Consider the following 25,609-nt stretch of genomic DNA (forward strand, 5'->3'; position numbering starts at 1 on the left):
TTTTGAAGAAAGAGCGGTTGGATATTCTTCTCGTAGAGCAGGGGCTTGCGTCAAGTCGGGAGCGTGCAAAGCGGCTCATTATGGCAGGACAGGTACTTGTGGATGAGCAGCGTATTGACAAGGCGGGGACAACGGTGCCCGTCGATGCAAAGCTGCGCGTCGTGGGTGAGGATCTGCCTTACGTCAGCCGTGGTGGGCTGAAGCTGGAAAAGGGAATGGCGGTCTTTGGCACCGTTCTCGCCGGAAAGACGGCGGCGGATATTGGTGCTTCGACGGGCGGTTTTACAGACTGCATGCTCCAAAACGATGCTGCAAAGGTGTTTGCCATCGACGTTGGCTATGGTCAGCTTGACTGGAAGCTGCGGACAGATGCACGTGTCGTCAATATGGAGCGTACGAATATCCGCAATGTAACACCGGAGCTGTTAGGGCAGCAACTGGACTTTGTTTCGATTGATGTGGCGTTTATCTCTCTGGATAAGGTGCTGCCCGTGGTACGGACACTTTTGTCAAACGATGGGGAAGTGATCGCACTCATAAAGCCGCAATTCGAGGCAGGCAAGGAGCGTGTGGGAAAGAACGGTGTTGTCCGTGACCCGCGTGTTCATGAAGATGTCATTCAAAGTGTCCTTACTGTAGCAGAGGAGCAGGGATTCTATGCTGCGGGGCTGACATTTTCGCCGGTCAAGGGGCCGAAGGGGAATATCGAATACCTTCTGTATCTCAAGATGCAGGAGGCTGGGGAGCGGGAGACGGATGGATTCTCTGTGTGTGATATTGTGGCAGAGGCGCATCGTACGCTGGATGGATGAGGTACTGATATTTCTATGAGGACGGTTGCGGTTTTTCCAAATCTGATCAAATCGGAGACGCGAGAAATTCTCGCACGAATTCGTGCGTTCTTCTCCGTGCGTAAGGCGCGTATTATCCTTCCGCGCGTACGTGCTGCTGAGTTTGGGATGGAGGACTGCGGTGTAGATGATATTGAGCGTCAGCCGGCGGATTTCGCACTCAGTCTTGGCGGGGATGGGACGCTCCTCGGTATATGCCGCCGCTATGCGGAGAATCCAGTGCCCGTCTGCGGCATCAATATGGGAACGCTCGGGTTCATGGCGGATATTGAACAGAACGAACTGGAAGTGCGATTGGAACAGCTTTGTGCGGGGGATTATCACATTGAATGGCGTCGCTTCCTTGCAGGATATATCACGAAGCCTGACCGCGCGGAGCATTTCCTTGGGCATGCTATTAATGATATCGTTGTGATGAAGGGAGATCCGGCGCGTATCATATCGCTCGGGTTGACGGTCAATGAGACGCCCCTGGTTGAGTGCAAGGCAGATGGTTTCATCGTTGCGACGCCAACCGGGTCTACGGCTTATGCGCTCTCGGCAGGCGGTCCCATCATGAATCCGATGGTGAAGGGACTCGTCCTCACGCCCATCTGTCCGCATACCCTGAATATCCGTCCGTTGGTCATTCGTGAGGAGGATGTCGTGCACATCCATCTCGTTGATACGCGGCAGAGCATTATTGTCACGCTCGATGGACAGGAGACGACAAAGATTCATCCGGATGATGTTATCACGGTCAAATGCTCGGATGTCCGTGCGGGAATCATTAAATTTGAGGATAAGGATTACTATCGTATTCTGCGTACGAAGCTTTGGAAAAACTGTTAGGAGAGAGTGGAATGAAAAGTCGTCGCCACGAACTCATCAAGAAGATCATCAGCGAGGAGATCATCGAGACGCAGGAGGCGCTTGCCGAGGCGCTGCGTTCCCATCATACCCGTGTCACACAGGCCACAATCTCGCGGGACATCAAGGAGCTTTTTCTGATCAAGGTACCGGCGGGCGGGGGGCGCTATCGCTATGCCGTATCCCCTCATGAGAGTGTCCACTTTTCTGAGGGGCGCATGAAACGTCTTTTTAAAGACAATGTGATTCTCTGCGATTTCAGTGAAAATATCGTTCTCGTCAAGACGATCCCGGGAGCTGCTGCAACTGTTGCCTCTGCCCTTGATGCTGCAGATTGGCAGGAGGTTATTGGTACGGTTGCGGGCGACGACAGCATCTTTGTTCTCGTCAAACCGAAGGATGCGGCAGAGGAGATTGTTGCGCGTATTCAGGAACTCATTCGCTGAAGGGAGAGGGAGATCTTATGCTGCAGAGTCTTCGCGTATGGAATTTTGCCCTGCTTGAGGAGGTTTTCGTCGAGTTTGGTGCGGGACTCAACATCCTCACGGGGGAGACCGGTGCGGGTAAATCCATCCTGATCGATGCACTCGGAGCAATTCTCGGGCAGCGCGTCTCGAGCGATGCCATTCGCAGCGGTGCGGATGCCCTGCGCGTTGAGGCGGTATTTTCACTCGATAAGAGCGATGCGGAACTGTGCGCCCTGCTCGCAGAGCAGGAAATCGAATGCGAGGATGAACTCATCATCTTGCGCAAGATTGCACGGACGGGCAAGGGCTCGATCCTCGCCAACGGCAGTCATGTCACACTTACCTTTCTCAAAAAAATTGCTCCGTATCTCGTGGATATCCACGGGCAGAACGAGAACCTTGCCCTCTTGCGTGAGGACGCACAGCGCAATCTGCTTGAGGGCGGGGACAGTGATCTGCGTACGCGTCTTGCGGCATATACGAAGGTCTATGCGGACTGGAAGGAAAAGACGCGCCTCAGAGAGGAGCGTGCGGAGGAGATTGAGGGCATCGGTGAGCGTCTGGACTTACTGCGCTGGCAGGAAAAGGAGATCGCCGAGGCAGAGCTGACGGTGGGCGAGGACGAAGAACTCGAGACGGAGATCCGCCGTCTCTCCCATGCGGAGCGTCTGGTCGAAAACGCTGCCGAGGCGGCGAGTTTGCTCAGCGAGGATGGGGAGGAGGGGATCGCCGTCCTGTCCGCGCTCGCCCGTGTCACACATGCACTTGATGAGGTTGCGCGCTATGATGACGCACTCGCGAACGCGCAGAATATGATCGAGGAGGCATACATCTCCCTACAGGAGGCATCCTATGAGGTGCGCGACTACCTCGATGGCATCGATGCCGATCCCGCCCGGCTCGACCGCATCCAGACACGCATGGATGTGATCGACCGTCTCAAAAAGAAATACGGCGGGACGATTCCCGCCGTACTCGAACGCCTTTCTTCCGTTCGCGGTGAATTGGAAAGCCTCGACAACTACGATGTGGACATGGCGCAGCTGGACAAGGAAATCGGGACACTCCGCAAACAACTAAAAAACCTTGCGGCGGAGCTCACCGCACGCAGACAGGAGGTTGGTGCGGCACTTTCCGTCGACATTGCGCGTGAACTCCAGGGACTCGGCATGGCAAAGGCGCGTTTCCGCATTGTCGTGACCCCTGCAGAGAAATACACAAGCCGCGGTGCAGACAGCCTCGCCATGCTCTTTTCAGCAAATGTGGGCGAGGAGGAGAAGCCCCTTGAAAAGATCGCCTCGGGCGGCGAGCTCTCGCGCATTGCTCTTGCTATCAAATCCATCGTCGCCGCACGCGATACAGGCGGGACGAGCATGGTGTTCGATGAGATCGACACGGGGATCGGCGGGCGTACCGCCCAGATGGTCGCCGAGCGCATCGCCTTCGTCGCACACTACAAGCAGGTTCTCTGCATCACACATCTGCCGCAGATTGCGTGTATGGCGGACAACCATCTCTACATCGCAAAGTGTGTCAAGGGCGACGCAACTGTGACACAGGTGACTGCGCTCTCTGATGAAGAGCGCGTGCGCGAGATCGCGCGCATGGCATCCGGCGATGATGTCACCGAGGCGGCACTTGCAAACGCACGCGAAATGCTTGCAGGTGCGGAGAAGAAGAAGGCAGGATTTCAGAAGAAGTCGAAGACAAAGAATTGAGAGGTATACCGTGAAGAGATGCGGAATGAAGCGTATCTTGATTGCAGGACTCGCGGCATCATCGCTCTGTATGGGCAGTGTCCACGCAGAGCCAATGGAACAGCAAATGCCGTCACCGCTCGCTGCATATACGAGCGTGCGTGACGCGTGGGCGGTCGCAGGGCTTCCTGTCTATACGCCGACCCTCCTGCCCGTCGGCTATGTGCAGAAGGATATCATCGTCATCGATAAGAGCCTCGCCGAGATCTTCTACCGCAATGAGGCGGGCAAAGAAATTTTGTTTCGCATGGCGAAGGGCAATGCGGACATCAGCGGCGACAATACAGTCTATGAGGTCAATCAGATTGTGCAGATCGGTCGCCAGTACATTCGCGTCAAGGGGACGGAAAAGCTCGTCAACCTCGCTCTCTGGTCGCGCGGCGGCTATACCTTCTCCCTGTCGTTCGAGGAGCCAATTCCTATCGAAGCCGTACAGGCCATCGTCAGTACGATTTCGTGGAACTGACTGATTATGGTGTAACAGGAACAAAAAAATACTGCATGATTTTTCTTCATGCAGTACCGTTGTGTAGTGAAATAATTATGACTCGGGGAATGCAACAACAAGCATCATTTTGAACGGTGTGTCATCTGCCGCATAGACCGAGTGCGGGTGATTGGCCGGCATGACAATGCTCTCACACGCTTTGAGTGTATAGGTCTCATCGTCGATCTTGATGATGCCCTCGCCGTCGAGAGCCGTGACGAGTGCATCGCCCTTTGACTCGTGCGTGCTGATGCCCTCGCCCTTTGCAAAGGCAAAGAGGGTGACGCCAAGCCCCTTGTTCTGGACGAGCGTCTTGCTGACGACCTGTCCCTCTGCGTATGCGATTTGATCTTTGAGCAGAAGTGCCTGCTGGTGCTGGATATTGTTCAGGATTGCCATATTGTTTCCTCCTTATGTGTTTTGGAATTTATGTGCATAGTATACATGGAATGCACACAAAAGAATGTGACCGAAGCCACAATTCCGAGAGAAATACTCGGAATTTGAGAAAATCAAAAATTTTTTCAGTTGTCAAACGTGAACCTTTGTCCTATAATAGTGAACAGGTTATTTTAGGGATTCGAGTATCGGACAAAGGAGGATGGCGTTGGATCGCAGTGCAGTGATAGATACGGTGCAGAAGCTTGTCGATGCGCCGTCGGTCTACGAAGGACTGAAGGCGAAAGCAGAGGTGTTCCTGAGAGCGGTGGACACGCCGCAGGAAAAATCTGCGTTTCAGGGACTCATTGATGAAATAAAGAGCGATGTGCTGACAATTGATCAGCTCATCAGCTTCACAGAGTCACCGGATGGTGTCGCGCTGTTCGGCGCGCAGAGAGCAGGAGAGTATAATGCTGCGGCAAAGCAGGCGAAGGAGCAGGGGGAAGATACCTGCATCTGCCCTGCGTGTCAGGCCGGCAAGGAGATCCTTGCAAATCAGGCGGCAATCGCCTAACAGATAATGTATGGAAAGGAGCTGTTGCACGAATGCTTTCGTGTAACAGCTTTTTTGTGAGAAGTGAATATATGACCGTTGCGGATGTCTATATCAACATTCCGATCAAGAGCATACAGCAGGAGTTCACCTATGTTTTGCCGGAGAGGTTGGCACAGGTTGGTGTAGGATGGCGGGTCTTCGTTCCCTTCGGAAATGTGCGCAAGGAGGGGTTCGTCACTCGTGTGCGCCCTTACGATCCTGTGCGGGACGGGGACCATGCACTGAAGGAGATCATTGAGGCGGTGGATGAGGAGGCGTGGTTTTCGCCCGAACTCCTTGTCGCTGCACAGGAACTTGCAGATTTTTACCTCTGCTCGGCAGCGGAGATCATGCGCCTCTTCATGCCGGGTAAGAGTGGGTTGCGTATTTTCTCTGTCTATTCGGCGGCGGAGAATGCGGATGCATCACATTCCGTCCTATCTGATGTGAATGCGTGTGCTGTTTACAAGTATTTATGCGAGAAGGGCAGTAAGCGTATGGCGGAACTGCGCCGTGCCCTGCCGGAGACGGCAGTGGAGGAGGGCGTGGAAAAACTCCTGCGCTGCCATCTTGTGCGCAAGGAGCATCACGCTGATAAACGCGATCGCGCGCGCTATGAGAAATACTATACGGCGGGAGCGATCACAGATGAACTGCTCGCTGGCCTTGCTCGCAAGCCCGCACAGGTACGGGCACTTGTTCTCTTCCGGGAGAAGCCTGAGTATGCACGCGCAGAGCTTGATGAAAAGGGCGTCTCCTTGGCAACGATCAAGCATCTTGTTGCAGCAGGGTATCTGACGGAGCACTTGCGGCGCAAACTTCGTTCCAGTTATGGAGCAGGGACGGAGACCATGCGTGCGGAGGAGTTGACTGCGGCGCAGCAGACGGCTGCTGATGCGCTGCGCGCAGGAATTGCAGCGGGCGGCTTTCGGGGCTTTCTGCTGCACGGTGTGACGGGCAGCGGCAAGACACGCGTCTACATTGAGACGGCGCGCGCTGTGCGCGCGGTAGGACGACAGGTTATCGTGCTTGTGCCTGAGATCGCGCTCACAGGTCAGCTCATCACGGCATTTCAGGAGGTATTCACGGACGACATCGTCGTCCTGCACAGTCAGCTTTCGCACGCGGAGCGCAATGATTCGATCTTTCGCGTGCGGCGCGGGGAGGCGGGCATCATCATCGGTGCACGCTCCGCCCTCTTCACACCCGCGCATGATGTCGGTGCGATCATCCTCGACGAGGAACAGGATATGTCCTACAAACAGGATGAGTCGCCGCGCTATCATGCGCGGGTGGTCGCGGAGATCCTTGCGCGGCGGCATGGGGCGATCCTCGTGCTCGGCAGTGCGACGCCGTCGCTCGAGTCATATACGCGTGCCCAGACGGGGGAGTTGACGCTCCTTACGATGCCTGAACGCATCGGCAGTCAGCCGCTGCCGCAGGTGCGTGCCGTTGATATGCGCGAGGAGCTGCGGCGGGGACGGCGTACGATTATCTCGCTTGCTCTGCGCGAACTCCTGACGGAGACCCTTGCACGTCATGAGCAGGCAATCATCATGCTGAACCGGCGCGGTTATTCCACCTTCATCATGTGTCGCTCCTGCGGCGCAGTGATTACGTGCAAGGAGTGCTCACTGCCGCTCGTCTATCATGCCAACGGCGCACTCCTTTGCCATCACTGTGATCTGCGTGCTCCTGTTCCGGAGGTCTGCCCCAAATGTGGGAGCCGTTACATCAAATACTTCGGTTCGGGTACGGAAAAACTCGAGGAGGAACTGTCCCAGCTCCTCCCTGAGGCGCGTCTTGTGCGCATGGATCGCGATACGACGGGGCGCAAACTTGCGCATACGGAGATTTTGACGCAGTTCCGCAGACGTGATTTCGACATTCTCCTCGGCACGCAGATGGTGGCGAAGGGGCATGACCTGCCAGGTGTGCAGTCCGTCGGCATCATCAGTGCAGACGCGAGCCTGAACCTGCCGGATTTTCGTGCGGCGGAGCGCTGCTTTATGCTGATCACACAGACGGCGGGACGCGCGGGACGGCATGGGGCACGCGGCGAGGTCATCGTGCAGACGTACAATCCGGAGCACTATGCCGTTCGTACCGCCATGCGGCAGGACTACAAGGCGTTCTATGCGCAGGAGATTGAACTGCGCCGCGAGCTGTTCTATCCGCCGTTCAGCCGTCTCGTAAAGCTTCTCTTCCACGACACGAGCCGCGAGCGCGCATGGAACAATGCACAATCCTTTGTCACTGCTGCACAAAAGGAATGTGCAGGTCAGGCGGGATGCTCCGTGATCGGTCCCTCGCCTGCATTGATTGCGAGAGAACGAAACGAATATCGTTTCATTGTGCTCATCAAGACAGATGCACTTGCAGACATACAAATGTATTTGCGTCGACAAGGGATTCATCTGCGCGATGATGTTGCCATTGATATCGATCCTATCGTAATTTTTTAAAAAGTAATATAAAAAACTATTGAATATAATTGTAAATCCTGTTAATCTGGAAATAGAAGGAAAGACTGATGAAATGCGAAGCGGCACGAATCATTTTTCTTCAGAGCAATGGAGGAATGACTTCCTATGGTGACGATTCTCGGACGGGCGAAGATCAATTTGACGCTCGATATTCTGGGGCTTCGGGACGATGGGTATCACGAGATCGCGACAGTGATGCAGTCACTTGCACTCGCAGATACGCTCACGCTTACACGGCAGGAGGAGGGGATCACACTGACCGTGGATTTGCCGGGACTGGAGGCAGATGAGCGTAATCTAGCCCATCGCGCGGCGGCACTCATTATGAATGAGTGTGGGGTCCGCAACGGTGTCCACATTGCAATCACGAAGCGCATTCCTGTTGCAGCGGGGCTTGCGGGAGGCAGTGCCGACGCGGCGGCAGCGCTGCGTGGAATGAATGAACTCTATGAACTGGGGCTTTCAGATGAATGTCTCTGTGACCTCGGTGCAAAGCTTGGGTCTGACATTCCCTTTTCTCTCATGGGGGGCACAGTGCTTGCGACGGGGCGCGGTGAGGCTCTGCAAAGTCTCACGGATTTTCCGCAGACATTTGTTGTACTTGCAAAGCCTCCGGTCGCCGTATCGACGCCATGGGCGTATCGTAGCTACGACGCTCATCCGCCGGAATATCATCCGGACAATGCGGCGTTCATCGAGGCGCTTGCGCGTGGCGATAGAGAATCCTGTGCGCAGCTCATCTCGAATGTACTGGAGCCTGTAACGGAGGCGGCGCATCCTGTGATCGGGGACTATCGTGTGCGTATGTTGACGCATGGAGCTATCTGCGCCATGATGTCGGGCAGCGGTCCGACGGTGTTTGGTCTCTTTGCGGATGAACGGACAGCGGCAGACGCAGCAGAGGCTTTTCGCAGGGAGACGGACGCTGCGGTATATCTGACACGCACCGCAGGCAGATATGGTCAGCAGTAGAACCAGAGGGATAATATGCAAGGAAAACTATCACCAGTAGTTGTGAACAGCTACCAGCCGCTTCGTGAAATTGTCTGTGAAGTTCTGCGTGATGCCATTCGCAGTGGCATCCTAAAGCCCGGTGAATGGCTGAAGGAAAACGATCTCGCGGACGAACTGCTCGTTAGCCGTACACCCGTACGAGAGGCGATTCGAAAGCTCGAACAGGAGGGGTATGTCGTTACTGTGCCGCGGCGTGGGGCTTATGTTGCGAGCGTATCCATCCGCGATATCAATGAGATCTTTGAGATTCGTGCAGCACTTGAGGCGCTCGCCTGTGAACTTGCGGCGGAACGAATCACTGATGAGGAACAGGAGCGCTTGGAACGGCTGCTTGTCGCCATAGGTCGTGCGATTGAGGAGCACGATATGGAGCGTATTGTGCGAACGGACATTGAGTTTCACGAACTCCTCTATCAGGCAGCACGCAATGAGCGTCTGCTTGCGATCATTGGCAATTTGCGTGAACAACTGACACGGTTTCGCACGATTTCCATGTCTTATCCGGGGCGTCTCAAGGCGACTCTCGAAGAGCATCGTGCGATTGTCGATGCGATCGGCACAGGTGATGCCCGCCATGCACGCAAGGTTGGTGCCAAGCACATGGAGAACTCGGAACAGACCTTGCTTTACGCTATTGAGGAACAGGAAAAAAAGACAGGTACAACCATAGTGAAGCGCAAGAGCAAAAAGAGTAAGGACGCTGAGGAATAGGTGCTTTCAGAGAACGGGAGGAGCATAATGTTGGATTTTATTACAGTCATACTGGCAGCAGGAAAAGGCACACGTATGAAATCCAAGCTGCCGAAGGTACTGCATCGTGCTGCAGGAAAGGCAATGCTGCAGCACGTCATTGATGCAGCGGATGCAGCCGGTGCACGACGTAATATTGTTGTCACGGGATTTGGCGGCGAGACGGTGCGTGAGGCCATTGGGGACAGTGTCGAGTATGTGGAGCAGCGTGAGCAGCTGGGTACGGGACACGCCGTTTTGCAGACGAAGGACCTGCTGGCGGGGGAGCGCGGGACGATCATGGTGCTCTGCGGTGATACGCCGCTCCTGACCGCGGAGCTTTTGGCGCGCTTCCACGAGGAGCATGTGCACGCGGGTGCGAAGGCAACCGTCCTCACGGCGATTATGCCGAACGCAAAGGGCTACGGCCGCATTGTTCGCCGTGAAAGCGGCGAAGTGCTGAAGATCGTCGAGCACAAGGATGCAACGCCGGAGGAGCGTGAGATTCACGAGGTCAACGCGGGCATCTACTGTTTTGATGCACAGGCGCTTTTCTCTGCGCTTACAAAGGTGACGAACGACAACGCACAGGGCGAATACTATCTCCCAGATGTGCTCAGCATTTTGCGTGACGAGGGAGAGAAGATTTGGGCGGTTGTCGCGGACAACTACGAAAGTACGCTTGGCATCAATTCGCGCAGCCAACTCGCCGTGGCAGAGCGGATTTTGCGCCGCCGTAAGGTCGAAGAACTCATGGCGGACGGTGTCACAATCATTGATCCGCATACAACATTCATTGATGCAGAGGTGCGCATCGGTATGGATACGGTCATCTACCCCTTTACCTTTTTGGAAGGGGTTACGGTCATCGGCGAGGACTGCGTGATTGGACCGCATGTGCGCTTTCAGGACATGGTCATTGGAGATAATGTCAAGGCGCATTACGTCTACGCGCATGATTCGGAGGTCGGGAGCGATGTAGATCTTGGGCAGTTCAACCACATTCGCCCGGACAGTCTCATTGGCGCAGGTGTGAAGATGGGGAATTTCGTTGAGGTCAAGAACTCTGGCATTGGGGCAGGATCGAAATTGCCGCATCTTTCCTACATCGGTGATTGCGATATGGGTACGGGGGTCAATATGGGCTGCGGTACAATTACTGTCAACTATGACGGAAAGAATAAATATCGTACCGTCATCGGCGATAATGCTTTTGTCGGGTGCAACTCCAACCTCGTCGCCCCTGTTACGGTGGGAGAGAATTCATACATTGCGGCAGGGTCTACCATTACGCGCGATGTTCCCACGGGAACGCTTTCGGTGGCACGTGCACGTCAGAAGGAAATTGAGGGCTGGCACGACAAACGAAAATGAGATTTGCACATGATCTTTGTGTATGGCGTCGCACACGTTGAAAAAGACCGGGAACGCCCTTCCAAAAATAAACAGCGCGTGTTATACTATATATAAATTTGTGTATTCTGTTTATAGTGACGCATCTGCTTTTTAGGAGGAACAGAGAGATGAGCTTTCCGACCGACAACGTGTGCATTCTGACAGGGAATGCGAATCCGAAGTTGGCAAAGGATATTGCGGATCGCATCGGTATACCGCTTTGCGAGGCTTTCGTCGGACAATTCAACAATGGTGAAATCCAGGTCATGATCGAAGAGAGTATTCGCGGAAAGGATATCTTCATCATCCAGTCGACGAGTTTTCCTGTGAATGACAATCTCATGGAACTGCTGATTCTCACAGATGCGTGCAAACGTGCATCCGCTCACAGTATTACTGCGGTTGTTCCATATTATGCTTATGCACGCCAGGATCGCAAAACGCGTGGACGTGAACCGATCTCTGCGAAACTGGTTGCCAATCTCATGACAACGGCGGGGGTGACCCGTGTGGTCACGGTCGATCTTCATGCAGGACAGATTCAGGGGTTTTTCGATATTCCCGTGGATCATCTTGCCGCAGCTCCGGTTCTTGCCAGTTATTTCCGTGACCAGGAGATTGAGGATCTCGTTGTCGTTTCTCCTGATCTCGGCGGTGTTACACGTGCGCGCATCATGGCGGATTTCCTCCATGCACCGATTGCCATTATCGAGAAGCGTCGTCCGCGTCCTGGCTGCGCAGAGGTTATGAACCTCATCGGTGAGGTTGAGGGCAAGACTGCGCTCCTCATCGATGATATTGTTGATACGGCAGGTTCTCTCTGTGAGGGGGCAAAGGCTTTGAAGGAACGTGGGGCAAAGCGTGTGCTCGCAGCGTGTTCGCATGCAATCCTAAGCGATCCTGCAATCGAGCGTCTCAATGCTTCCGTGATTGATCAGCTTGCGATCACCGATTCCATTCCGATTCAGCCGGAGAAGCAGTCCAATAAACTCGTCACACTCTCTCTCGCACAATCCCTTGCGGATGTTATTGTGCGGATTCAAAGCCATCGTTCGGTGAGTCTGCTTTTCAACCATCATTAAGCAGCCCCGCAGACAGAGAAAAAGAGGCGTCTAAGGGGCGTCTCTTTTTTATGGAAGTACTGATAAATTCAGCTGTGCCAATTTGACGGACTTCATTTTATCAGCGATTTCTATATTTTTTGCAGGAGTACATTATGCACGTCGTCATCATTGGTTCGGGGCCTGCCGGTATCTCCGCCGCACTCTATGCGCGGCGCAGCGGTGCCGATGTGACAGTCGTCACGAAGGGGGGAGGCGCACTTGGTAGCGCAGCGTTGATTGAAAACTTTTACGGCTTTCCCGAGCCAATTACGGGGACGGAACTCGAACGACGTGGCATTGAGGGAGCAACAAGAATCGGTGTTCGCTTCGAGAAGGACGAAGCAATGGCAATTCACATGACAGACGGAGAGCGTGGATTTTGTATTGAGGGTGTGCGACAATGTTATGAAGGGGATGCGGTCATTCTTGCGGCAGGTTCTCAGCGTAAAATAATTTCCGTGCCCGGGATTCGTGCGTTCGAGGGGCGTGGTGTTAGTTTTTGTGCAATCTGTGACGCATTTTTTTACCGTGGAAAAATGGTTGCTGTCATTGGTGCGGGAGACTATGCCCTGCATGAGGCTCAGATTCTACAACCGCACGTATCGAAAATCTCCATACTGACGAATGGAGCGGAACCGTCCTTTGATACTACGGAGGGTATTTCCGTGGAGAAACGATCCATATCGTGTATTGAGGGGGATCGCCGCGTTCGTCAGATTGTCTTTGACGATGGTTCACAGATGCCAGTGGATGGCATCTTTATGGCGATTGGTACGGCAGGAAGTGTGGAGCTTGCACGCAAGCTGGGCGTAATGCTGCATGAAGGAGCAATTCTTGTGGGAAAAGAAATGGAGACCAATGTCCCGGGTATCTATGCTGCAGGAGACTGCACGGGCGGTCTCCTGCAAATTGCCAAGGCCGTCTATGAAGGAGCCACGGCTGGACTTGCGGCTGTGCGTTATCTGCGAAAATAATAAAATGTAGGAAAGAGAAAAAGGGGGGGTGAACATGCCGGAGGATGTTGCGGAACGCTGTCATTTTAGAGATTATATCAAGCAATTTGAGCTGTGGAACGCATTGACCGATGCGCAGAGAGAAAATCTGATCTCTCATACGCGGTTCAGTTGTTGTGCAAAAGGAGGCTTTGTTTATCGAGGTTCGCTTGCGCAGGCGGGGACGCTTCATATCATTTCCGGATCTTTGCGTGTTTACATTCTCTCGGAGGAGGGGCGGGAATTTACGCTTTATTTCCTGCGCGATGGAGATGTTGGACTCCTTGCGAGCACCTCATCTCTCGGTTCGACTTCCTGTGATATTTCGATTGAGGCGGCTCAAAATACTGTATTGTTTATTTCGGATACGGCGGTTGTACGCGGCATTCTGGAGGAAAATATTCTCGTGCGTGCGCGTGCTTATGAGCATGCAGTCATTCGTCTCTCTGAGATGTTGTGGAAATTTCGGCAGATGATCTTCACTTCGGCAGATCGACGGCTTGCTAAGTTTCTGCTTGCAGAATCTGCACGCACTGCAGGTGATGAGATTCGCTTGACACATGAGGAAACGGCACAGTATCTTGGCACGGCACGCGAGGTGATCAGTCGGCTCATCCGTGAATTCAGTCAGGAGGGGTTGGTAAAGACCTCCAGAGGGCGTATTCACATCCTGAATCGTGTCGCGCTGCAGGAGCGCGCAGGCGTCTGATCCCTACTTTCATCGGAGGATTTTATGCTGCTCTATGTTCTTGTCTTTCTTGTCATCTTATTGCTTGTCATTTTATTCCGTTATTTACCGCGGCGTATTTTTTTCATCTTTATTGCTCTACTTACTGTGCTTGGTGGTATCGTTTTTCAGATGCAGACGGCAGAGCGTGTGCCGGAACAGTTATCAATGGAGCAGCGTTCCGTCATCGCTCGTGATCAGGAACTCTTTACGCCGTGGTGGGGTACATATCAGAAGCAAATTGCAGAACTAGACCGCAACTGGATGCGCTATCATCAAATTCTCACCGATGCGAAGGAAGGTGAGAGTAAGCTTGCGGTTACTTATGCGCGCCTTGTAGAACTTGAGCAGGATATGCAGGAACTACGTGTTCGTATGGAACAGAATGTACCGCCGACGGAACTCTCAAATCATATCTATGATCCGATTGTACTTATCATGAGCAAGACGAATGACTATGCAGCTGCCGAACAAAAGGCAATCACGCTGACACGCGCGGCAGCAGACCCTACGGCCATGCGGGAGCAGAATCCCGCCATGCAGGCTCGCCTTTTGGAACTTGTTATGCTGCGCGAGTCCCCTGTGGCACTTTTCATCAGTGATGAGGTCGGTATTATTCGACGCTATTTTGCGCCTGTTTCACCAACACATGAGGATACGGTCGGTGTGGAGGCAGAAAGTGATGAAAAAGCTCTCGACAAATAATATATTTTAAGCTATAATGCACAATGTGTTTTGACGCGCGCTCGTAGTCCAGTGGATAGGACGTTAGCCTCCGGAGCTGAAAGCGTGGGTTCGACTCCCGCCGAGCGCACCATATTGATCGAATGTCCTGTGGATTTTTACACAGGGCTTTTTGTTTGCAAAAAAATGAAAAAGGATTTTGATAGAAGGCGCAGAATATCTACTTAAGGAAATTATTGCTTTTTCGTTAGGAGATGAATGAATGACGCGAAAAGAGATGCAGGCAGGCATACGTCCGGTACTGATGCGCAGCCTGCATTTGAAAAAGAACGCATTTCGGCAATTCTTTTATGAGAGTTCGCTTCACTTCGGTCAGCAAATTGGCAAAGATATTGCGGAACTCAAGGATGAAACCGCATCGATTGTCAACAAGAAGTATATGTTCTCACTTGCAACGGAGAAGAGCGGTGCACAGACTTTTCTGAAATGGATTGCTGACGAGTTTAACGCAGAGGATGTTTCTCATGAACAGGAGGAGCGGCTGCGCCGTCTGGTTGCAGAGTATCCGAAGATCCGATCCTATATCCGTATCGAGGAAGACCAGCTTCTTTTTGACCATGATCGATTTGCGGAAGATGTGGTAGCCGGGCGATTCAAAGAGACGATCTTCGGTATGACCTTCGATATTCAGAGCGTCATAGAGACGGCGATCAATACGGGATCAGTAGCACTTGATTTTTCGATTGAGCCGTTTAAGAAGCAGCTTCTCTATGCGGATCATGTTCGTGCGAACATTCAGCCGTATGCAGATCGTCTATTGACGGATATGAGCCTCGGGCATTGGGATCTCTACGAGGAGTTGTCCGATGAGGGACGAGAGGACAGTGTATGTCTGCGTCTGCCGCCGACGGATTTTCTTGTTGCACGTCCACCTCAGTTGGATGTTATCATGAATGGAACCTGCGCCATTGATTTTGGCACGCGCAGCACCGTTGTGGTCTGTCGGGATCGGGAGCCGCGTCTTCTGCGCATTGGCAAAGGAAACTATGAGAATGAGCCGACCATTCAGGACTATGAGAACCCGACGGCGATCGAGCTGATTGATATTGAGAAGTTCAAGCAGCTCTATCGTGCACGTGAAGGTCGCCCTTATACAGAATGGGCGCAGGTCACGGCATCCCATCAGGCAGCAGACGCGATTTTCGAACGTCAGTCCACGGAGGGCATTGCTGTCTACTACTCTGTGTTCAGTGAACTCAAGCGTTGGACACGTGACACGGCGAACTCACCGATCCTGAAAGACCGGCGCGGATATATTCAGGAAGTGAAACCGTACGCAGAAACACAGCCTCTCGATGCGGGCGGTTTTGATCCCATTGAGATCTATGCGTATTATCTTGGACTCTACATCAATAATATGCACAGGAACATCTACCTCGACTATATTTTGTCCTTTCCCGTAGGCTATGAGAAGAGTGTGCGGGAACATATTCGTATGAGTTTTGAACGAGGTCTGCGCAAGACGCTTCCCAAGGCGTTGCTCGATGACGCGGAAATGATGCGGCGATTCCGGGTATACGATGGTGCAAATGAACCAGCGGCGTACGCAATCAGCGCACTTGAGGCGTATGGTCTTGAGCCGAAGCGTGTCGGTGAGGAGGTTGCTTACGGCGTATTCGATTTTGGCGGCGGTACGACGGATTTCGACTTTGGTGTGGAGTATGTACCAGAAAATGGACGACGCAAATTCGTTATAGAACAATTCGGCTTTGGCAGCGATATGTATCTTGGTGGGGAGAACATTCTCGAACTCCTCGCATACGAGGTCTTTAAAGACAATCTTGCGGAGATGCGTCTGCACAAAATTACGTTTGCTCTGCCGCCTGAGAGTGAAACCTTTGCGGGAGCAGAGGCACTCGTGCGTGAAACACGTGATGCAGCATCACATCTAAACAATAAAATTCTTGCCGAGCGACTGCGTCCTTTCTGGGAACGGCGTGAGGGCTATGAGGAATTTGCTGCAGGAGATCATTTTGATACGAATATCACGCTGTTTTCCTCAGAAAAGACGGGAAATGCGGGGAATCGTGCAGAAATCCGCCTTCACATCGATGTGAAGAAGCTCGAGCGTACGCTGGAGACACGCATTCGACGCGGTGTTGAAAACTTTTTCCAAGCAATGGCAGCAGCTTTTAAAGGTCGTGATGTACGTCAGATACATATCTTTCTTGCCGGAAATTCCTGCAAAGCGCCGATGGTGCGTAAGCTTTTTGATGAATACATAGAGCGCCAGATCAAAGCACAGCATACGGTGCAGTCCGCGACACAGGGCAAGATTGATACTGCAGAGAAAAAGTCGGATGCTGCTGCTGTAAAGACCGCGATGCAGCGTAAGGACGCACCGTTTCTCCTCTACCTCCCACTTGGTATGGAGGATGCAGAAAAGGAATCGAAGGTTCTTCACGACGGCTTTGATCGTCTGCGTACGGGAAAGACTGGGGTTGCCTTTGGGCTTCTCCGCTGTCGCAAGGGCGGAAAGGATGTCAAGATCATCAACAAGAATGTGGATGAGCATGACGAACTCCTTTTCCCATACTTTCTTGGCAGCCTGAACGAACGTGGTTGTTTCAATGTGGACATCGATGCGCGTGTTGACTACGGTGAGTGGACGTATTTCACTTATGCGGACGAGGATGAGTTTGAACTCTACTATACGCAGGAACCTCGTGCGTTGAAAGGCCACATGAAAGCGGCGGAGGTACGGATGGTACGCTGCATGATTGATGCGGATGATGTGAGTGATGACGATATGGTCGGTATCTATATTCGAAAGCGCTCACCAAATACAATCGAATATACAGTTGCCTCGGAAAAGGGGCTTGCGGCAAAGAGCTATAAGGGAACGGTATATACGGTTCGTCTGGGCTGATCTGCATCAGATCGGAAAGGAGCGATACGATGTCACACTTGCCTTTTAAGAACTACATGGAGGATGCTGTCGCGCAAATGCTGGACAGGATAGCGCCACAGTATCCGGACATCTGTATGTGTGACCGTTGTCGTACAGATATGATGATGATTGCTCTGAACAATTTGCCGCCCCGTTATGTCTCTACGCATAAGGGGAGTGTTCTTCAGCGTGTTCAGGGCATGGAGCTCCAATATGAGGTAGAAGTTTTAACTGAGGTCATGCGTGCGGTACAGATTGTCGGCGGTCAGCCGCATCATGGGCGCAATGAGGAGGGGATATAAAGGAATCGCTGATAAAACGAAGTCCATCAGATTGGCGTAGACTTTTCGTCGCCTCCTAAAATCCTGTATTGTCCACCGGGGTACTGTTGTGCAAAGTTTTCCAGCTTTGGGCAACAGTACCTTTTTATTATTATGTGATATTCGTCTCAACTGACCAATAATTTTATGAGAACTTTAAGAACTAATGCGAAAAGTAATTGATTTTTCTGAATGGGAATGTTATAATGATTTCATAGTTAAGAACTATTGGTATATCCCGTTCCGAATCGTGTCACTTATTGCTAGGGATGGGTGACAGGAGAGTTTTTAAGGAGGAAGTACTTATGAAGGTAACTGTTGTTGGTGCAGGTAACGTAGGCGCAACCGTGGCAAATGTCGTCGCACTCAAGAAATTTGCACAGGAAGTCGTCCTCATTGACATCAAAGAGGGGGTTTCCGAAGGCAAAGCGATGGACATGATGCAGTGCTCGCACGCACTCAACTTTGACACGACGGTCAAGGGGGTTACGAACGACTATGCTGCTACGGCAAACTCCGATGTTGTCGTCGTTACTTCCGGTCTGCCGCGCAAGCCTGGCATGACGCGCGAGGAGCTTGTCGGCGTCAATGCCAAGATCGTCAAGAGCGTGGTAGAGCAGGCGCTCAAGCATTCCCCGAACGCGATCTTCATTATCATCTCCAACCCGATGGATGCAATGACCTATCTGGCACTGAAGTCCACGGGACTGCCGCGCAACCGCGTCATCGGCATGGGCGGTATGCTCGACAGTAGCCGCTTCCGCTATTATCTCTCCGAGGCTCTCAATGCGGCAGGGCATCCCGCAACGCCATCCGATGTCGACGGCATGGTCATCGGCGGTCACAACGACAAGACGATGGTTCCTCTCGTCAGTATTGCAACGCTTCGCGGAATCCCCGTCACGCAGCTCCTCTCGAAGGAAGTACTTGCGGATGTTGTTCAGAAGACGAAGGTCGGCGGTGCAACGCTGACGGGACTTCTCGGCACGTCAGCTTGGTATGCGCCGGGCGCATCCGCAGCAACGCTGGTTGAGGCCATTGCTCTCGATGCAAAGAAGGTCATCCCGTGCTGTGTTTACCTTGAGGGTGAGTATGGCGAGAAGGAACTCTGCGTCGGCGTTCCCATCGTGCTCGGCAAGGGCGGCTTCGAAAAGGTCGTCGATGTGAAGCTCGAGGGCGAGGAGAAGGCGAAGTTTGAAGAGAGCGTAGAGGCAGCACGCGCGGTCAATGCACAGCTTGGCGACGCACTGAAGTAATCTCTTTCATTAGTAGCTTAAAAGGTCTTTGCAGCAGGTCTGTAAAGACCTTTTTTATTGATCTGACGATATTTCTGTATGAAAGGTACATTGCCACTTGACATACCAGCCATATTTCCTCTATAATAGCAATGCACTTAGGAAGTGTGTATGACTCACTAGCTCAACTGGCAGAGCAACTGACTCTTAATCAGTAGGTTCACGGTTCGATTCCGTGGTGGGTCACCATGTGTATTTTATCCGCTTGGCGGTTTTGTCGAAAGCAGGTTGGAACACCAACCTGCTTTTTGTATATAGAGACTTGGAGGCTCATGCGTGAATATCCTGATATTAAATGATGACGGCATTGCGGCAGAGGGACTGAGATTACTGGCAAGCCATCTTGCACAGCGCCACAGCGTGACTGTTGCAGCACCCATGCACCAACAGAGCGGAACCTCACATGCGCTGACAATCGGGCGTGCAATCGAGGTGTGTGCCGACGAATATTTCGACGCGTATGCGGCGATTCGGGCATGGGCGATCGACGGAACACCGACGGACTGCGGTAAGCTCTATCTCGATGCAATCGCAGAGGAAATGCCGGATGTTGTGCTCTCGGGGATCAATCATGGTTCGAACCTTGGTACGGACGTAATTTACTCTGGTACGATTGGTGCCGCATTCGAGGGTTTCTTTCACGGCATTCCGTCCTTTGCACTCTCACTGATCGAAGGAAGTAATATTACCTATGTAGAAGCGGCGGCATATTTTGAGCCGTTTATGGAAAAGATTATGACGGAGACGAAAAAGCCGTTTCTGCTCAACATCAATTTCCCGAAGGAACTTGCAGGAGGCACGCCGCAGTTTGTCTTTGCACGGCAGGGGGGACGCGACTACATCAATGCCTTTGAGCGAATCGAGGAGAACGGGCGCGTGCACTACAAGGTGGCGGGTGAGGTGTCGGATACCGACAAGGGGGCAGGTACGGATATCTATGCGGTGGAGCACGGGCTGATCTCAGTGACGCCGGTCGGCATGGATATGACAGATTATCCGCTGCTGGAGGAATGCGGCAGATTGTTTATGAAAGATGAAGGGAGATACTGATAAGATGGCGGTACTGAATTTATCGGTGCTTTCCTAATATACACATTGATAATCACTATAAAGAGAGGGGATTCCGTCTTCTCCTCTTTTTTTTTACGACTATTTGCGGTATAATAGCGAACGTGAATAGGATTCATATTTTTCTTTGGGGGAATCATCGTGCTGTATCCGATGAATGTTGATCTGGCCGGGCGTCTTGTCATCATCATCGGCGGCGGTGTGGTCGCGGAGCGTAAGGTGCGCGGCATTCTTGCGCTGGATGCGGAGGTTGCAGTGCGTGTCATCGCTCCTGCGATGACGGATGTTCTGCGTGAACTCGCCGACTGCGAACAGATTGAATGGCGCGAAGAATACTATGCAGGCGGTATGTTGGAAGGAGCATTTCTGGTCTATGCGGCGACCGATTCGCCGTCGGTCAATGCGGAAATCGCTGCTGAGGCAAAGAGGCTCGGACTGCTTGTCAATGTGATTGATGATCCGAACGCCTCATCCTTTCAACTGCCCGCAACGCTGCGGCGTGGAGACTTTCTGCTGACTGTTTCGACGGGCGGCGGCAGCCCTGCACTTTCACGGGCAATATGGATGGAGATGGAGCAACTCTATCCGCCTACGTTTGGGCTGTGGTTGGAGCGCGTTGCACTTCTGCGCTCAGAACTGCAGGAGGCACTTCCGTCGAGCAGGGAGCGTACGTGTTTTTGGCGTATGGCACTGCGTCCCCATCTTTTGGATATGATCCGCAACGGAGAGTTAGAGAAAGCAGAGGTTGAGTTACGCAATGCAGCTCTTGACATTGGGGCTAAATCATCGAACGGCTCCAGTTGATGTGCGTGAGCGCGTTTCATTTTCCCGTGAGGAACTGCGTTCAGGGCTGATGAATTTGGGAGAATACGACGGCCTGAGTGGATTGGTCATCCTGTCCACCTGCAACCGAACGGAACTCTATGCATCGGTGGATGAGTCTGCGGCAGGGGCACAGGCGCTGCGTCAGTTTCTGAATGATCTGGCACAGGGCGGGGATGATCTGGACGAATATCTATATACGTACACGGATGACGAAGCGATCCGACATCTCTTCCGTGTTTCCTCCAGCCTTGATTCCCTGGTGCTCGGCGAGGGGCAGATTCTCTCGCAGGTCAAGGAAGCGTATGCGATTGCACGTGAGGCAGGGGCGACGAGTACGGTGCTCAATCTGCTCTTTCATCGTGCGATTGCAACGGGAAAACGCGTGCGGACGGAGACGCGCATCGCGTACCGTTCGGTATCCGTGAGTTATGCAGCAGTGGAGCTTGCCGCTGCATCCCTTGGTGGACTGGGCGGTTGCAGCGGGCTGATCTTTGGTGCGGGCAAGATGGCGGAACTGACGGCGGAACATCTGCGGTCGCATGGCATCGAAACGATCTACGTGGCGAATCGTCACATTGAGCGTGCGCAGCGCCTTGCCGAGCGAATCGGGGGGGAAGCGATCCCCTTTGATCGTGCAATGGACTATATGACCTGCGTCGATGTTGTGGTTACATCTACGGGAGCCCCGCACTATGTTATCAAGTCGTGGGAAGCGCGCCGCGTGATGGCACGGCGGCAGGGGCGAAAACTCTTCCTCATCGATATCGCTGTTCCGCGCGATGTCGATCCTGAGGTTGCGGGCATCAAGGGCATCGAACTCTACAACATCGATGCGCTTGAGGCGGTGGTGGACGAGCATCTCAGTGAGCGTCAGGCAGAGGCGGTCAAGGCAGAGAACATCGTGGATGAGGAGGTAGCAGCTCTTCTTGAGCGCTTCAAATATCTGTCCTTTCAGCCACTCATGGCACTCCTCTCGGGGCGCTGTGAGCGCATTCGGGAACGCGAGATAAAGCGCGTAAGTGCAAAGCTTCCGGATCTCTCGGAGGAAGAAGGACGGCAAGTGGAGCACATGAGCCGCATGATCGTGCGAAAGATCCTGCGGATCCCGATGATGAAGCTGCGCGCCTCCGCAGGCACGACGGATGAGGCGTTCTACATCGAGGCAATGCGTGCGCTCTTTAAGTTGGATGCGATAGGAGAGACAGGTACAAGTGAACAGCGACACAATCACTATCGGTACGCGGGCAAGTAAGCTGGCTCTGTGGCAGGCAGAATACATCGCGGCGGAGATTGAAAAACAGTACCCTACTGTGCGTGTGGAGCTCCGAAGGATGACGACGAAGGGCGACCGTATTCTCGATGCACCGCTCGCGAAGATAGGGGGCAAGGGGCTCTTCACAAAGGAACTCGAACAGGCAATGCTCGCGGGTGAGATTGATCTCGCTGCGCACAGTCTGAAGGATATGCCGACGGAGGTTCCTGATGGGCTGGTCATCGGTGCAGTCACGGAGCGGCTGGATGCGGGCGATGCATTTGTCAGTGTGCGCTATCAGTCGATGGAGGAGCTGCCTCAAGGGGCAAAGGTCGGTACGTCAAGCCTCAGGCGGCGCGCCCAGCTGCTTGCTGTGCGTCCGGATCTCAAGATCCACGATCTGCGCGGCAATGTCAATACGCGTCTGGCAAAGCTCGATGCGGGAGAGTTCGATGCGATTGTCCTCGCAGCAGCAGGGCTGAAACGCCTTGGGCTTGGCGAGCGAATCCGTATGATTTTGCCGCGTTCTATGATCCTTCCCGCCGTCGGGCAGGGGGCACTCGCGATCGAATGTCGTGCGGACGATATGCGGATTCTGGAGTTGATTGACTTCCTGCGTGACCCACAGATGACGGCAGCAGCGACCGCAGAGCGTGCCTTCCTGCGGCGTGTTGAGGGCGGTTGTCAGATCCCTGTCGGTGTCTATGCCGAGGTCGGTGCGGGCAATGTGCTCCACGTCGAGGCGATGATTTCCTCCGTCGACGGGATGCGCGTCTGCCGATCGCGCTCCAGAGGAACGCCGGAGACAGCGGAGAAGATCGGCATTGCTCTGGCAGAGGAGCTGCTCGATGTCGGTGGCCGAGAGATTTTGAAAGAGATAGGAATTACGGTATGAGCGGAAAAGTATTTCTTGTCGGCGCGGGTCCGGGTGATCCGCGCCTTTTGACGGTTGGCGCAATGAACTGCCTGAAGAATGCGGATGTCGTCGTCTACGATCATCTTGCGGATGAGAGCATTCTCTCCTATGTGCCCGCTGAGGCAGAGTGCATCTATGTCGGAAAGCAGTCCCGCAAACATACGATGCGGCAGGAAGACATCAACGTGCTCCTCGCGGACAAGGCGGATGAGGGGAAGACGGTTGTTCGTCTCAAGGGCGGCGATCCATTTGTCTTTGGGCGCGGCGGCGAGGAGGCGCTCGTACTCCTTGCACGCGGCATCCCCTTCGAGGTGCTGCCAGGCGTGACCTCGGCGATCAGCGTTCCTGCCTATGCGGGCATCCCTGTGACGCATCGCGGCGTTGCCGTCTCCTTCGCGGTCATCACAGGACATGAAGATCCGACGAAGTCGGAATCTCACATCCGTTGGACGCATCTCGCAACAGGGGTTGACACGCTGATCTTTCTGATGGGGGTAGCCAATCTTCCCGTTATCACGAAGAATCTCATCGACAACGGTCGCCCTGCCGACACCCCTGCGGCAATCATCCGCTGGGGGACGCGTTCTGACCAGGAGACATACGTCACGACCATCGGCGAAGCAGCTGCGATGGCAGAGCGAGACGGGATTCGTCCGCCTGCAATATTTATCGTCGGTGAGGTTGTAAAGCTGCGTGAGCAGCTTCGTTGGTTTGATCGCGCATATATTCGCCCACTGCACGGAAAGCGCATTCTTGTTACACGCGCTCGTGCACAGGCCTCTGCGCTGACGGAACAGCTGACGGCACTGGGGGCATCCTGTATCGAGACACCAGTGATCCGCATCGAACCGCCCGCAGATGGCTATGCGGCACTGGATCACGCCATCGACGAAATTCATATCTATCAATGGCTGATCTTTACGAGCACGAATGGTGTGGAGCATTTCTTTGCACGCCTGCATCATGCGGGGAAGGACACACGTGCGCTTGGCTATGCAAAAGTCGCCGCCATTGGCTCTGCGACGGAAAAGGCACTGCGTTCATTTGGTGTTCATGCGGATATCGTTCCGAGGGAATTCCGAGCCGAGGCGCTTGTCGAGGCTCTTTCTCCCATCCTTCCGCCGCGCGCGCGTATTCTGCTGGCACGTGCCCAGGAGGCGCGCGATGTACTGCCTGAGTCGCTGCGCACCCATGGAGCGACCGTTGACGTTGCGCCGGCATACGCAACAATTCCGGAACGTGAGGGCGGGGAGGCGCTTGCCGCACGTCTGATGCGCGGGGAGATTGACTTTGTAACCTTTACCAGTTCGTCTACCGTAAAAAATCTTGTGCAGAAGCTCAGCAACATCACACCGCTGCAGCACACTAAGATCGCCTGCATCGGCCCTGTCACGGCAGAAACCGCACAGAGTTTTGCACTTGAACCCGACATTGTGGCAGAGCATTATACGATTGATGGCTTGGTTCATGCGATAAGGGAGTATGTGCAATGAATATGATTCAGCGTCCGCGCCGCCTACGTATCTCAGCGGGAATGCGCGATCTCGTGCGTGAGACCGAACTCTCGCCGCGCGACTTTGTCTATCCGATCTTCGTCGTGCCGGGAGAACATATCAAGGAAGAGATTCCAAGTATGCCAGGCTGCTATCACTACTCTGTGGATCAGGTCGCTGCACTTGCGCGTGAAATTGCAGCGCTTTGGATTCCTGCGGTCGAGGTGTTCGGTCTACCGGAGTACAAGGATGAGATCGGATCGAGTGCGTGGGATATGACAAGCCCTGTGCAGCGTGCGATTGCGGCGATCAAGGAGGCCGTTCCGCAGCTGCTCGTTGTCGGCGATGTCTGCCTCTGCCAGTATACGACACACGGTCACTGCGGTGAGCTGCACGATCATTATGTAGACAATGACGCTACCCTGCCACACCTCGTTCAGACAGCCATCAGTCAGGCGCGTGCGGGGGCGGACATCATTGCACCGTCCGACATGATGGATGGACGCATTGCCGCTATCCGTGCGGGGCTTGATTCCGAGGGCTTTATCAATACGAGCATCATGAGCTACGCGGTCAAATACGCCTCGGGCTACTACGGCCCCTTCCGTGATGCGGCGGACAGTGCGCCCGCCTTTGGCGATCGCCGGCAGTATCAAATGGATCCCGCAAATGTACGCGAGGCTCTAAAGGAAACTGCACTCGACGTGGAGGAGGGCGCGGACATCATCATGGTGAAGCCGGCGCTCGCCTACCTCGATGTCGTGCATCAGGTCTACAACAGCACGGATCGCCCGATTGCGGTCTACAATGTCAGCGGCGAGTATGCGATGGTCAAGGCCGCCGCTGCAAACGGCTGGATTGATGAGCAGCGCATTGTTCTGGAGACGCTGACAAGCATGAAGCGCGCGGGGGCAAAGATCATCATTTCCTACCATGCAATGGATGCCGCAACATGGCTCAATGCCTGAGGAGG

Annotated in this window: 24 protein-coding genes and 2 tRNA genes; 25 read left to right on the forward strand and 1 reads right to left on the reverse strand. The window is 53.7% G+C overall.

Annotated features, from left to right (window positions below; genetic code table 11):
• Positions 1 to 2 precede the first annotated feature (2 nt).
• The 5 genes from C8273_RS10705 to C8273_RS10725 are packed head-to-tail and all read left to right on the forward strand — an operon-like array spanning position 3 to position 4,390.
• Complete coding sequence (locus tag C8273_RS10705; RefSeq protein WP_106627700.1) at positions 3 to 812, forward strand: TlyA family RNA methyltransferase; 810 nt, start codon at positions 3 to 5, stop codon at positions 810 to 812.
• 15 nt (positions 813 to 827) lie between these two features.
• Positions 828 to 1,682 (forward strand): NAD(+)/NADH kinase, encoded by an 855-nt coding sequence (locus C8273_RS10710; RefSeq protein WP_106627701.1) that lies wholly within the window; start codon positions 828 to 830, stop codon positions 1,680 to 1,682.
• Between the two features lie 11 nt (positions 1,683 to 1,693).
• Positions 1,694 to 2,146: an arginine repressor gene (argR, locus tag C8273_RS10715; RefSeq protein WP_106627702.1), complete on the forward strand. Its 453-nt coding sequence runs from the start codon at positions 1,694 to 1,696 to the stop codon at positions 2,144 to 2,146.
• Positions 2,147 to 2,163: 17 nt separating this feature from the next.
• Positions 2,164 to 3,885, forward strand: coding sequence for a DNA repair protein RecN (gene recN, locus C8273_RS10720; protein WP_106627703.1), 1,722 nt, complete (start codon positions 2,164 to 2,166; stop codon positions 3,883 to 3,885).
• A 25-nt stretch (positions 3,886 to 3,910) separates the two neighbouring features.
• Positions 3,911 to 4,390 (forward strand): DUF4367 domain-containing protein, encoded by a 480-nt coding sequence (locus tag C8273_RS10725; RefSeq protein ID WP_106627704.1) that lies wholly within the window; start codon positions 3,911 to 3,913, stop codon positions 4,388 to 4,390.
• Between the two features lie 75 nt (positions 4,391 to 4,465).
• On the opposite strand, the gene C8273_RS10730 is transcribed toward C8273_RS10725, so the two are convergent.
• The gene (locus C8273_RS10730; RefSeq protein WP_106627705.1) at positions 4,466 to 4,810 is read right to left on the reverse strand and encodes a cupin domain-containing protein; all 345 of its coding nucleotides are present in this window, start codon (positions 4,808 to 4,810) and stop codon (positions 4,466 to 4,468) included.
• Between the two features lie 202 nt (positions 4,811 to 5,012).
• Here C8273_RS10730 and C8273_RS10735 point away from each other — a divergent pair, with 202 nt between their 5' ends.
• From C8273_RS10735 to hemB, 20 genes are all read left to right on the forward strand, one after another.
• On the forward strand, positions 5,013 to 5,366 hold the full coding sequence (locus C8273_RS10735; RefSeq protein WP_106627706.1) for a hypothetical protein: 354 nt from the start codon (positions 5,013 to 5,015) through the stop codon (positions 5,364 to 5,366).
• Positions 5,367 to 5,437: 71 nt separating this feature from the next.
• A complete protein-coding gene (gene priA, locus C8273_RS10740; protein ID WP_106627819.1) occupies positions 5,438 to 7,852 on the forward strand; it encodes a replication restart helicase PriA in 2,415 nt (804 codons plus the stop codon).
• A gap of 126 nt (positions 7,853 to 7,978) precedes the next feature.
• Positions 7,979 to 8,845 (forward strand): 4-(cytidine 5'-diphospho)-2-C-methyl-D-erythritol kinase, encoded by an 867-nt coding sequence (gene ispE / locus C8273_RS10745; protein WP_106627707.1) that lies wholly within the window; start codon positions 7,979 to 7,981, stop codon positions 8,843 to 8,845.
• Between the two features lie 15 nt (positions 8,846 to 8,860).
• Positions 8,861 to 9,598, forward strand: a complete 738-nt coding sequence (locus C8273_RS10750; protein WP_106627708.1) for a GntR family transcriptional regulator — start codon at positions 8,861 to 8,863, stop codon at positions 9,596 to 9,598.
• A gap of 27 nt (positions 9,599 to 9,625) precedes the next feature.
• Positions 9,626 to 10,990, forward strand: a complete 1,365-nt coding sequence (gene glmU, locus C8273_RS10755) for a bifunctional UDP-N-acetylglucosamine diphosphorylase/glucosamine-1-phosphate N-acetyltransferase GlmU (protein WP_106627709.1) — start codon at positions 9,626 to 9,628, stop codon at positions 10,988 to 10,990.
• Positions 10,991 to 11,139: 149 nt separating this feature from the next.
• Positions 11,140 to 12,093, forward strand: a complete 954-nt coding sequence (locus tag C8273_RS10760; RefSeq protein ID WP_106627710.1) for a ribose-phosphate diphosphokinase — start codon at positions 11,140 to 11,142, stop codon at positions 12,091 to 12,093.
• Positions 12,094 to 12,227: 134 nt separating this feature from the next.
• Positions 12,228 to 13,088, forward strand: a complete 861-nt coding sequence (locus C8273_RS10765; RefSeq protein ID WP_106627711.1) for an NAD(P)/FAD-dependent oxidoreductase — start codon at positions 12,228 to 12,230, stop codon at positions 13,086 to 13,088.
• Positions 13,089 to 13,122: 34 nt separating this feature from the next.
• Positions 13,123 to 13,815 carry a Crp/Fnr family transcriptional regulator gene (locus C8273_RS10770; protein ID WP_106627712.1) on the forward strand — a complete coding sequence of 231 codons (693 nt, stop codon included), beginning with the start codon at positions 13,123 to 13,125 and terminating at the stop codon, positions 13,813 to 13,815.
• A gap of 24 nt (positions 13,816 to 13,839) precedes the next feature.
• Positions 13,840 to 14,538 (forward strand): hypothetical protein, encoded by a 699-nt coding sequence (locus tag C8273_RS10775; RefSeq protein ID WP_106627713.1) that lies wholly within the window; start codon positions 13,840 to 13,842, stop codon positions 14,536 to 14,538.
• A 37-nt stretch (positions 14,539 to 14,575) separates the two neighbouring features.
• A tRNA-Arg gene (locus tag C8273_RS10780) sits at positions 14,576 to 14,650 on the forward strand.
• A 129-nt stretch (positions 14,651 to 14,779) separates the two neighbouring features.
• Positions 14,780 to 17,446, forward strand: coding sequence for an acetate and sugar kinases/Hsc70/actin family protein (locus C8273_RS10785; protein ID WP_106627714.1), 2,667 nt, complete (start codon positions 14,780 to 14,782; stop codon positions 17,444 to 17,446).
• 29 nt (positions 17,447 to 17,475) lie between these two features.
• Positions 17,476 to 17,769 (forward strand): late competence development ComFB family protein, encoded by a 294-nt coding sequence (locus tag C8273_RS10790; RefSeq protein WP_106627715.1) that lies wholly within the window; start codon positions 17,476 to 17,478, stop codon positions 17,767 to 17,769.
• Between the two features lie 323 nt (positions 17,770 to 18,092).
• Complete coding sequence (gene mdh, locus C8273_RS10795) at positions 18,093 to 19,043, forward strand: malate dehydrogenase (protein WP_106627716.1); 951 nt, start codon at positions 18,093 to 18,095, stop codon at positions 19,041 to 19,043.
• Positions 19,044 to 19,195: 152 nt separating this feature from the next.
• Positions 19,196 to 19,271 (forward strand) — tRNA-Lys (locus C8273_RS10800).
• An 87-nt stretch (positions 19,272 to 19,358) separates the two neighbouring features.
• Complete coding sequence (surE, locus tag C8273_RS10805; protein ID WP_106627717.1) at positions 19,359 to 20,132, forward strand: 5'/3'-nucleotidase SurE; 774 nt, start codon at positions 19,359 to 19,361, stop codon at positions 20,130 to 20,132.
• Positions 20,133 to 20,291: 159 nt separating this feature from the next.
• On the forward strand, positions 20,292 to 20,954 hold the full coding sequence (locus C8273_RS10810; RefSeq protein WP_106627718.1) for a precorrin-2 dehydrogenase/sirohydrochlorin ferrochelatase family protein: 663 nt from the start codon (positions 20,292 to 20,294) through the stop codon (positions 20,952 to 20,954).
• Entirely contained in the window at positions 20,908 to 22,227 is a 1,320-nt protein-coding gene (gene hemA / locus C8273_RS10815; RefSeq protein ID WP_106627719.1) for a glutamyl-tRNA reductase, read from the forward strand. Before C8273_RS10810 ends, hemA begins: the two co-directional genes overlap by 47 nt.
• Positions 22,187 to 23,122 (forward strand): hydroxymethylbilane synthase, encoded by a 936-nt coding sequence (hemC, locus tag C8273_RS10820; protein WP_106627720.1) that lies wholly within the window; start codon positions 22,187 to 22,189, stop codon positions 23,120 to 23,122. The genes hemA and hemC overlap by 41 nt, the downstream gene beginning before the upstream one ends.
• Positions 23,119 to 24,636 (forward strand): uroporphyrinogen-III C-methyltransferase, encoded by a 1,518-nt coding sequence (gene cobA, locus C8273_RS10825; protein ID WP_106627721.1) that lies wholly within the window; start codon positions 23,119 to 23,121, stop codon positions 24,634 to 24,636. Before hemC ends, cobA begins: the two co-directional genes overlap by 4 nt.
• Positions 24,633 to 25,604 (forward strand): porphobilinogen synthase, encoded by a 972-nt coding sequence (gene hemB / locus C8273_RS10830; protein WP_106627722.1) that lies wholly within the window; start codon positions 24,633 to 24,635, stop codon positions 25,602 to 25,604. Before cobA ends, hemB begins: the two co-directional genes overlap by 4 nt.
• Positions 25,605 to 25,609 lie beyond the last annotated feature (5 nt).

The sequence above is a fragment of the Candidatus Centipeda massiliensis genome (assembly GCF_900290285.1).
GTDB lineage: Bacteria > Bacillota > Negativicutes > Selenomonadales > Selenomonadaceae > Centipeda > Centipeda massiliensis.

Bases quoted from the DNA above. Each gene is read 5' to 3' on its own strand.
- C8273_RS10710 (WP_106627701.1), top strand. From the start codon at position 828: ATGAGGACGGTTGCGGTTTTTCCAAATCTGATCAAATCGGAGACGCGA.
- argR (WP_106627702.1), top strand. From the start codon at position 1,694: ATGAAAAGTCGTCGCCACGAACTCATCAAGAAGATCATCAGCGAGGAG.
- recN (WP_106627703.1), top strand. From the start codon at position 2,164: ATGCTGCAGAGTCTTCGCGTATGGAATTTTGCCCTGCTTGAGGAGGTT.
- C8273_RS10725 (WP_106627704.1), top strand. From the start codon at position 3,911: ATGAAGCGTATCTTGATTGCAGGACTCGCGGCATCATCGCTCTGTATG.
- C8273_RS10730 (WP_106627705.1), bottom strand. From the start codon at position 4,810: ATGGCAATCCTGAACAATATCCAGCACCAGCAGGCACTTCTGCTCAAA.
- C8273_RS10735 (WP_106627706.1), top strand. From the start codon at position 5,013: ATGGCGTTGGATCGCAGTGCAGTGATAGATACGGTGCAGAAGCTTGTC.
- priA (WP_106627819.1), top strand. From the start codon at position 5,438: ATGACCGTTGCGGATGTCTATATCAACATTCCGATCAAGAGCATACAG.
- ispE (WP_106627707.1), top strand. From the start codon at position 7,979: ATGGTGACGATTCTCGGACGGGCGAAGATCAATTTGACGCTCGATATT.
- C8273_RS10750 (WP_106627708.1), top strand. From the start codon at position 8,861: ATGCAAGGAAAACTATCACCAGTAGTTGTGAACAGCTACCAGCCGCTT.
- glmU (WP_106627709.1), top strand. From the start codon at position 9,626: ATGTTGGATTTTATTACAGTCATACTGGCAGCAGGAAAAGGCACACGT.
- C8273_RS10760 (WP_106627710.1), top strand. From the start codon at position 11,140: ATGAGCTTTCCGACCGACAACGTGTGCATTCTGACAGGGAATGCGAAT.
- C8273_RS10765 (WP_106627711.1), top strand. From the start codon at position 12,228: ATGCACGTCGTCATCATTGGTTCGGGGCCTGCCGGTATCTCCGCCGCA.
- C8273_RS10770 (WP_106627712.1), top strand. From the start codon at position 13,123: ATGCCGGAGGATGTTGCGGAACGCTGTCATTTTAGAGATTATATCAAG.
- C8273_RS10775 (WP_106627713.1), top strand. From the start codon at position 13,840: ATGCTGCTCTATGTTCTTGTCTTTCTTGTCATCTTATTGCTTGTCATT.
- C8273_RS10785 (WP_106627714.1), top strand. From the start codon at position 14,780: ATGACGCGAAAAGAGATGCAGGCAGGCATACGTCCGGTACTGATGCGC.
- C8273_RS10790 (WP_106627715.1), top strand. From the start codon at position 17,476: ATGTCACACTTGCCTTTTAAGAACTACATGGAGGATGCTGTCGCGCAA.
- mdh (WP_106627716.1), top strand. From the start codon at position 18,093: ATGAAGGTAACTGTTGTTGGTGCAGGTAACGTAGGCGCAACCGTGGCA.
- hemA (WP_106627719.1), top strand. From the start codon at position 20,908: ATGCAGCTCTTGACATTGGGGCTAAATCATCGAACGGCTCCAGTTGAT.
- cobA (WP_106627721.1), top strand. From the start codon at position 23,119: ATGAGCGGAAAAGTATTTCTTGTCGGCGCGGGTCCGGGTGATCCGCGC.
- hemB (WP_106627722.1), top strand. From the start codon at position 24,633: ATGAATATGATTCAGCGTCCGCGCCGCCTACGTATCTCAGCGGGAATG.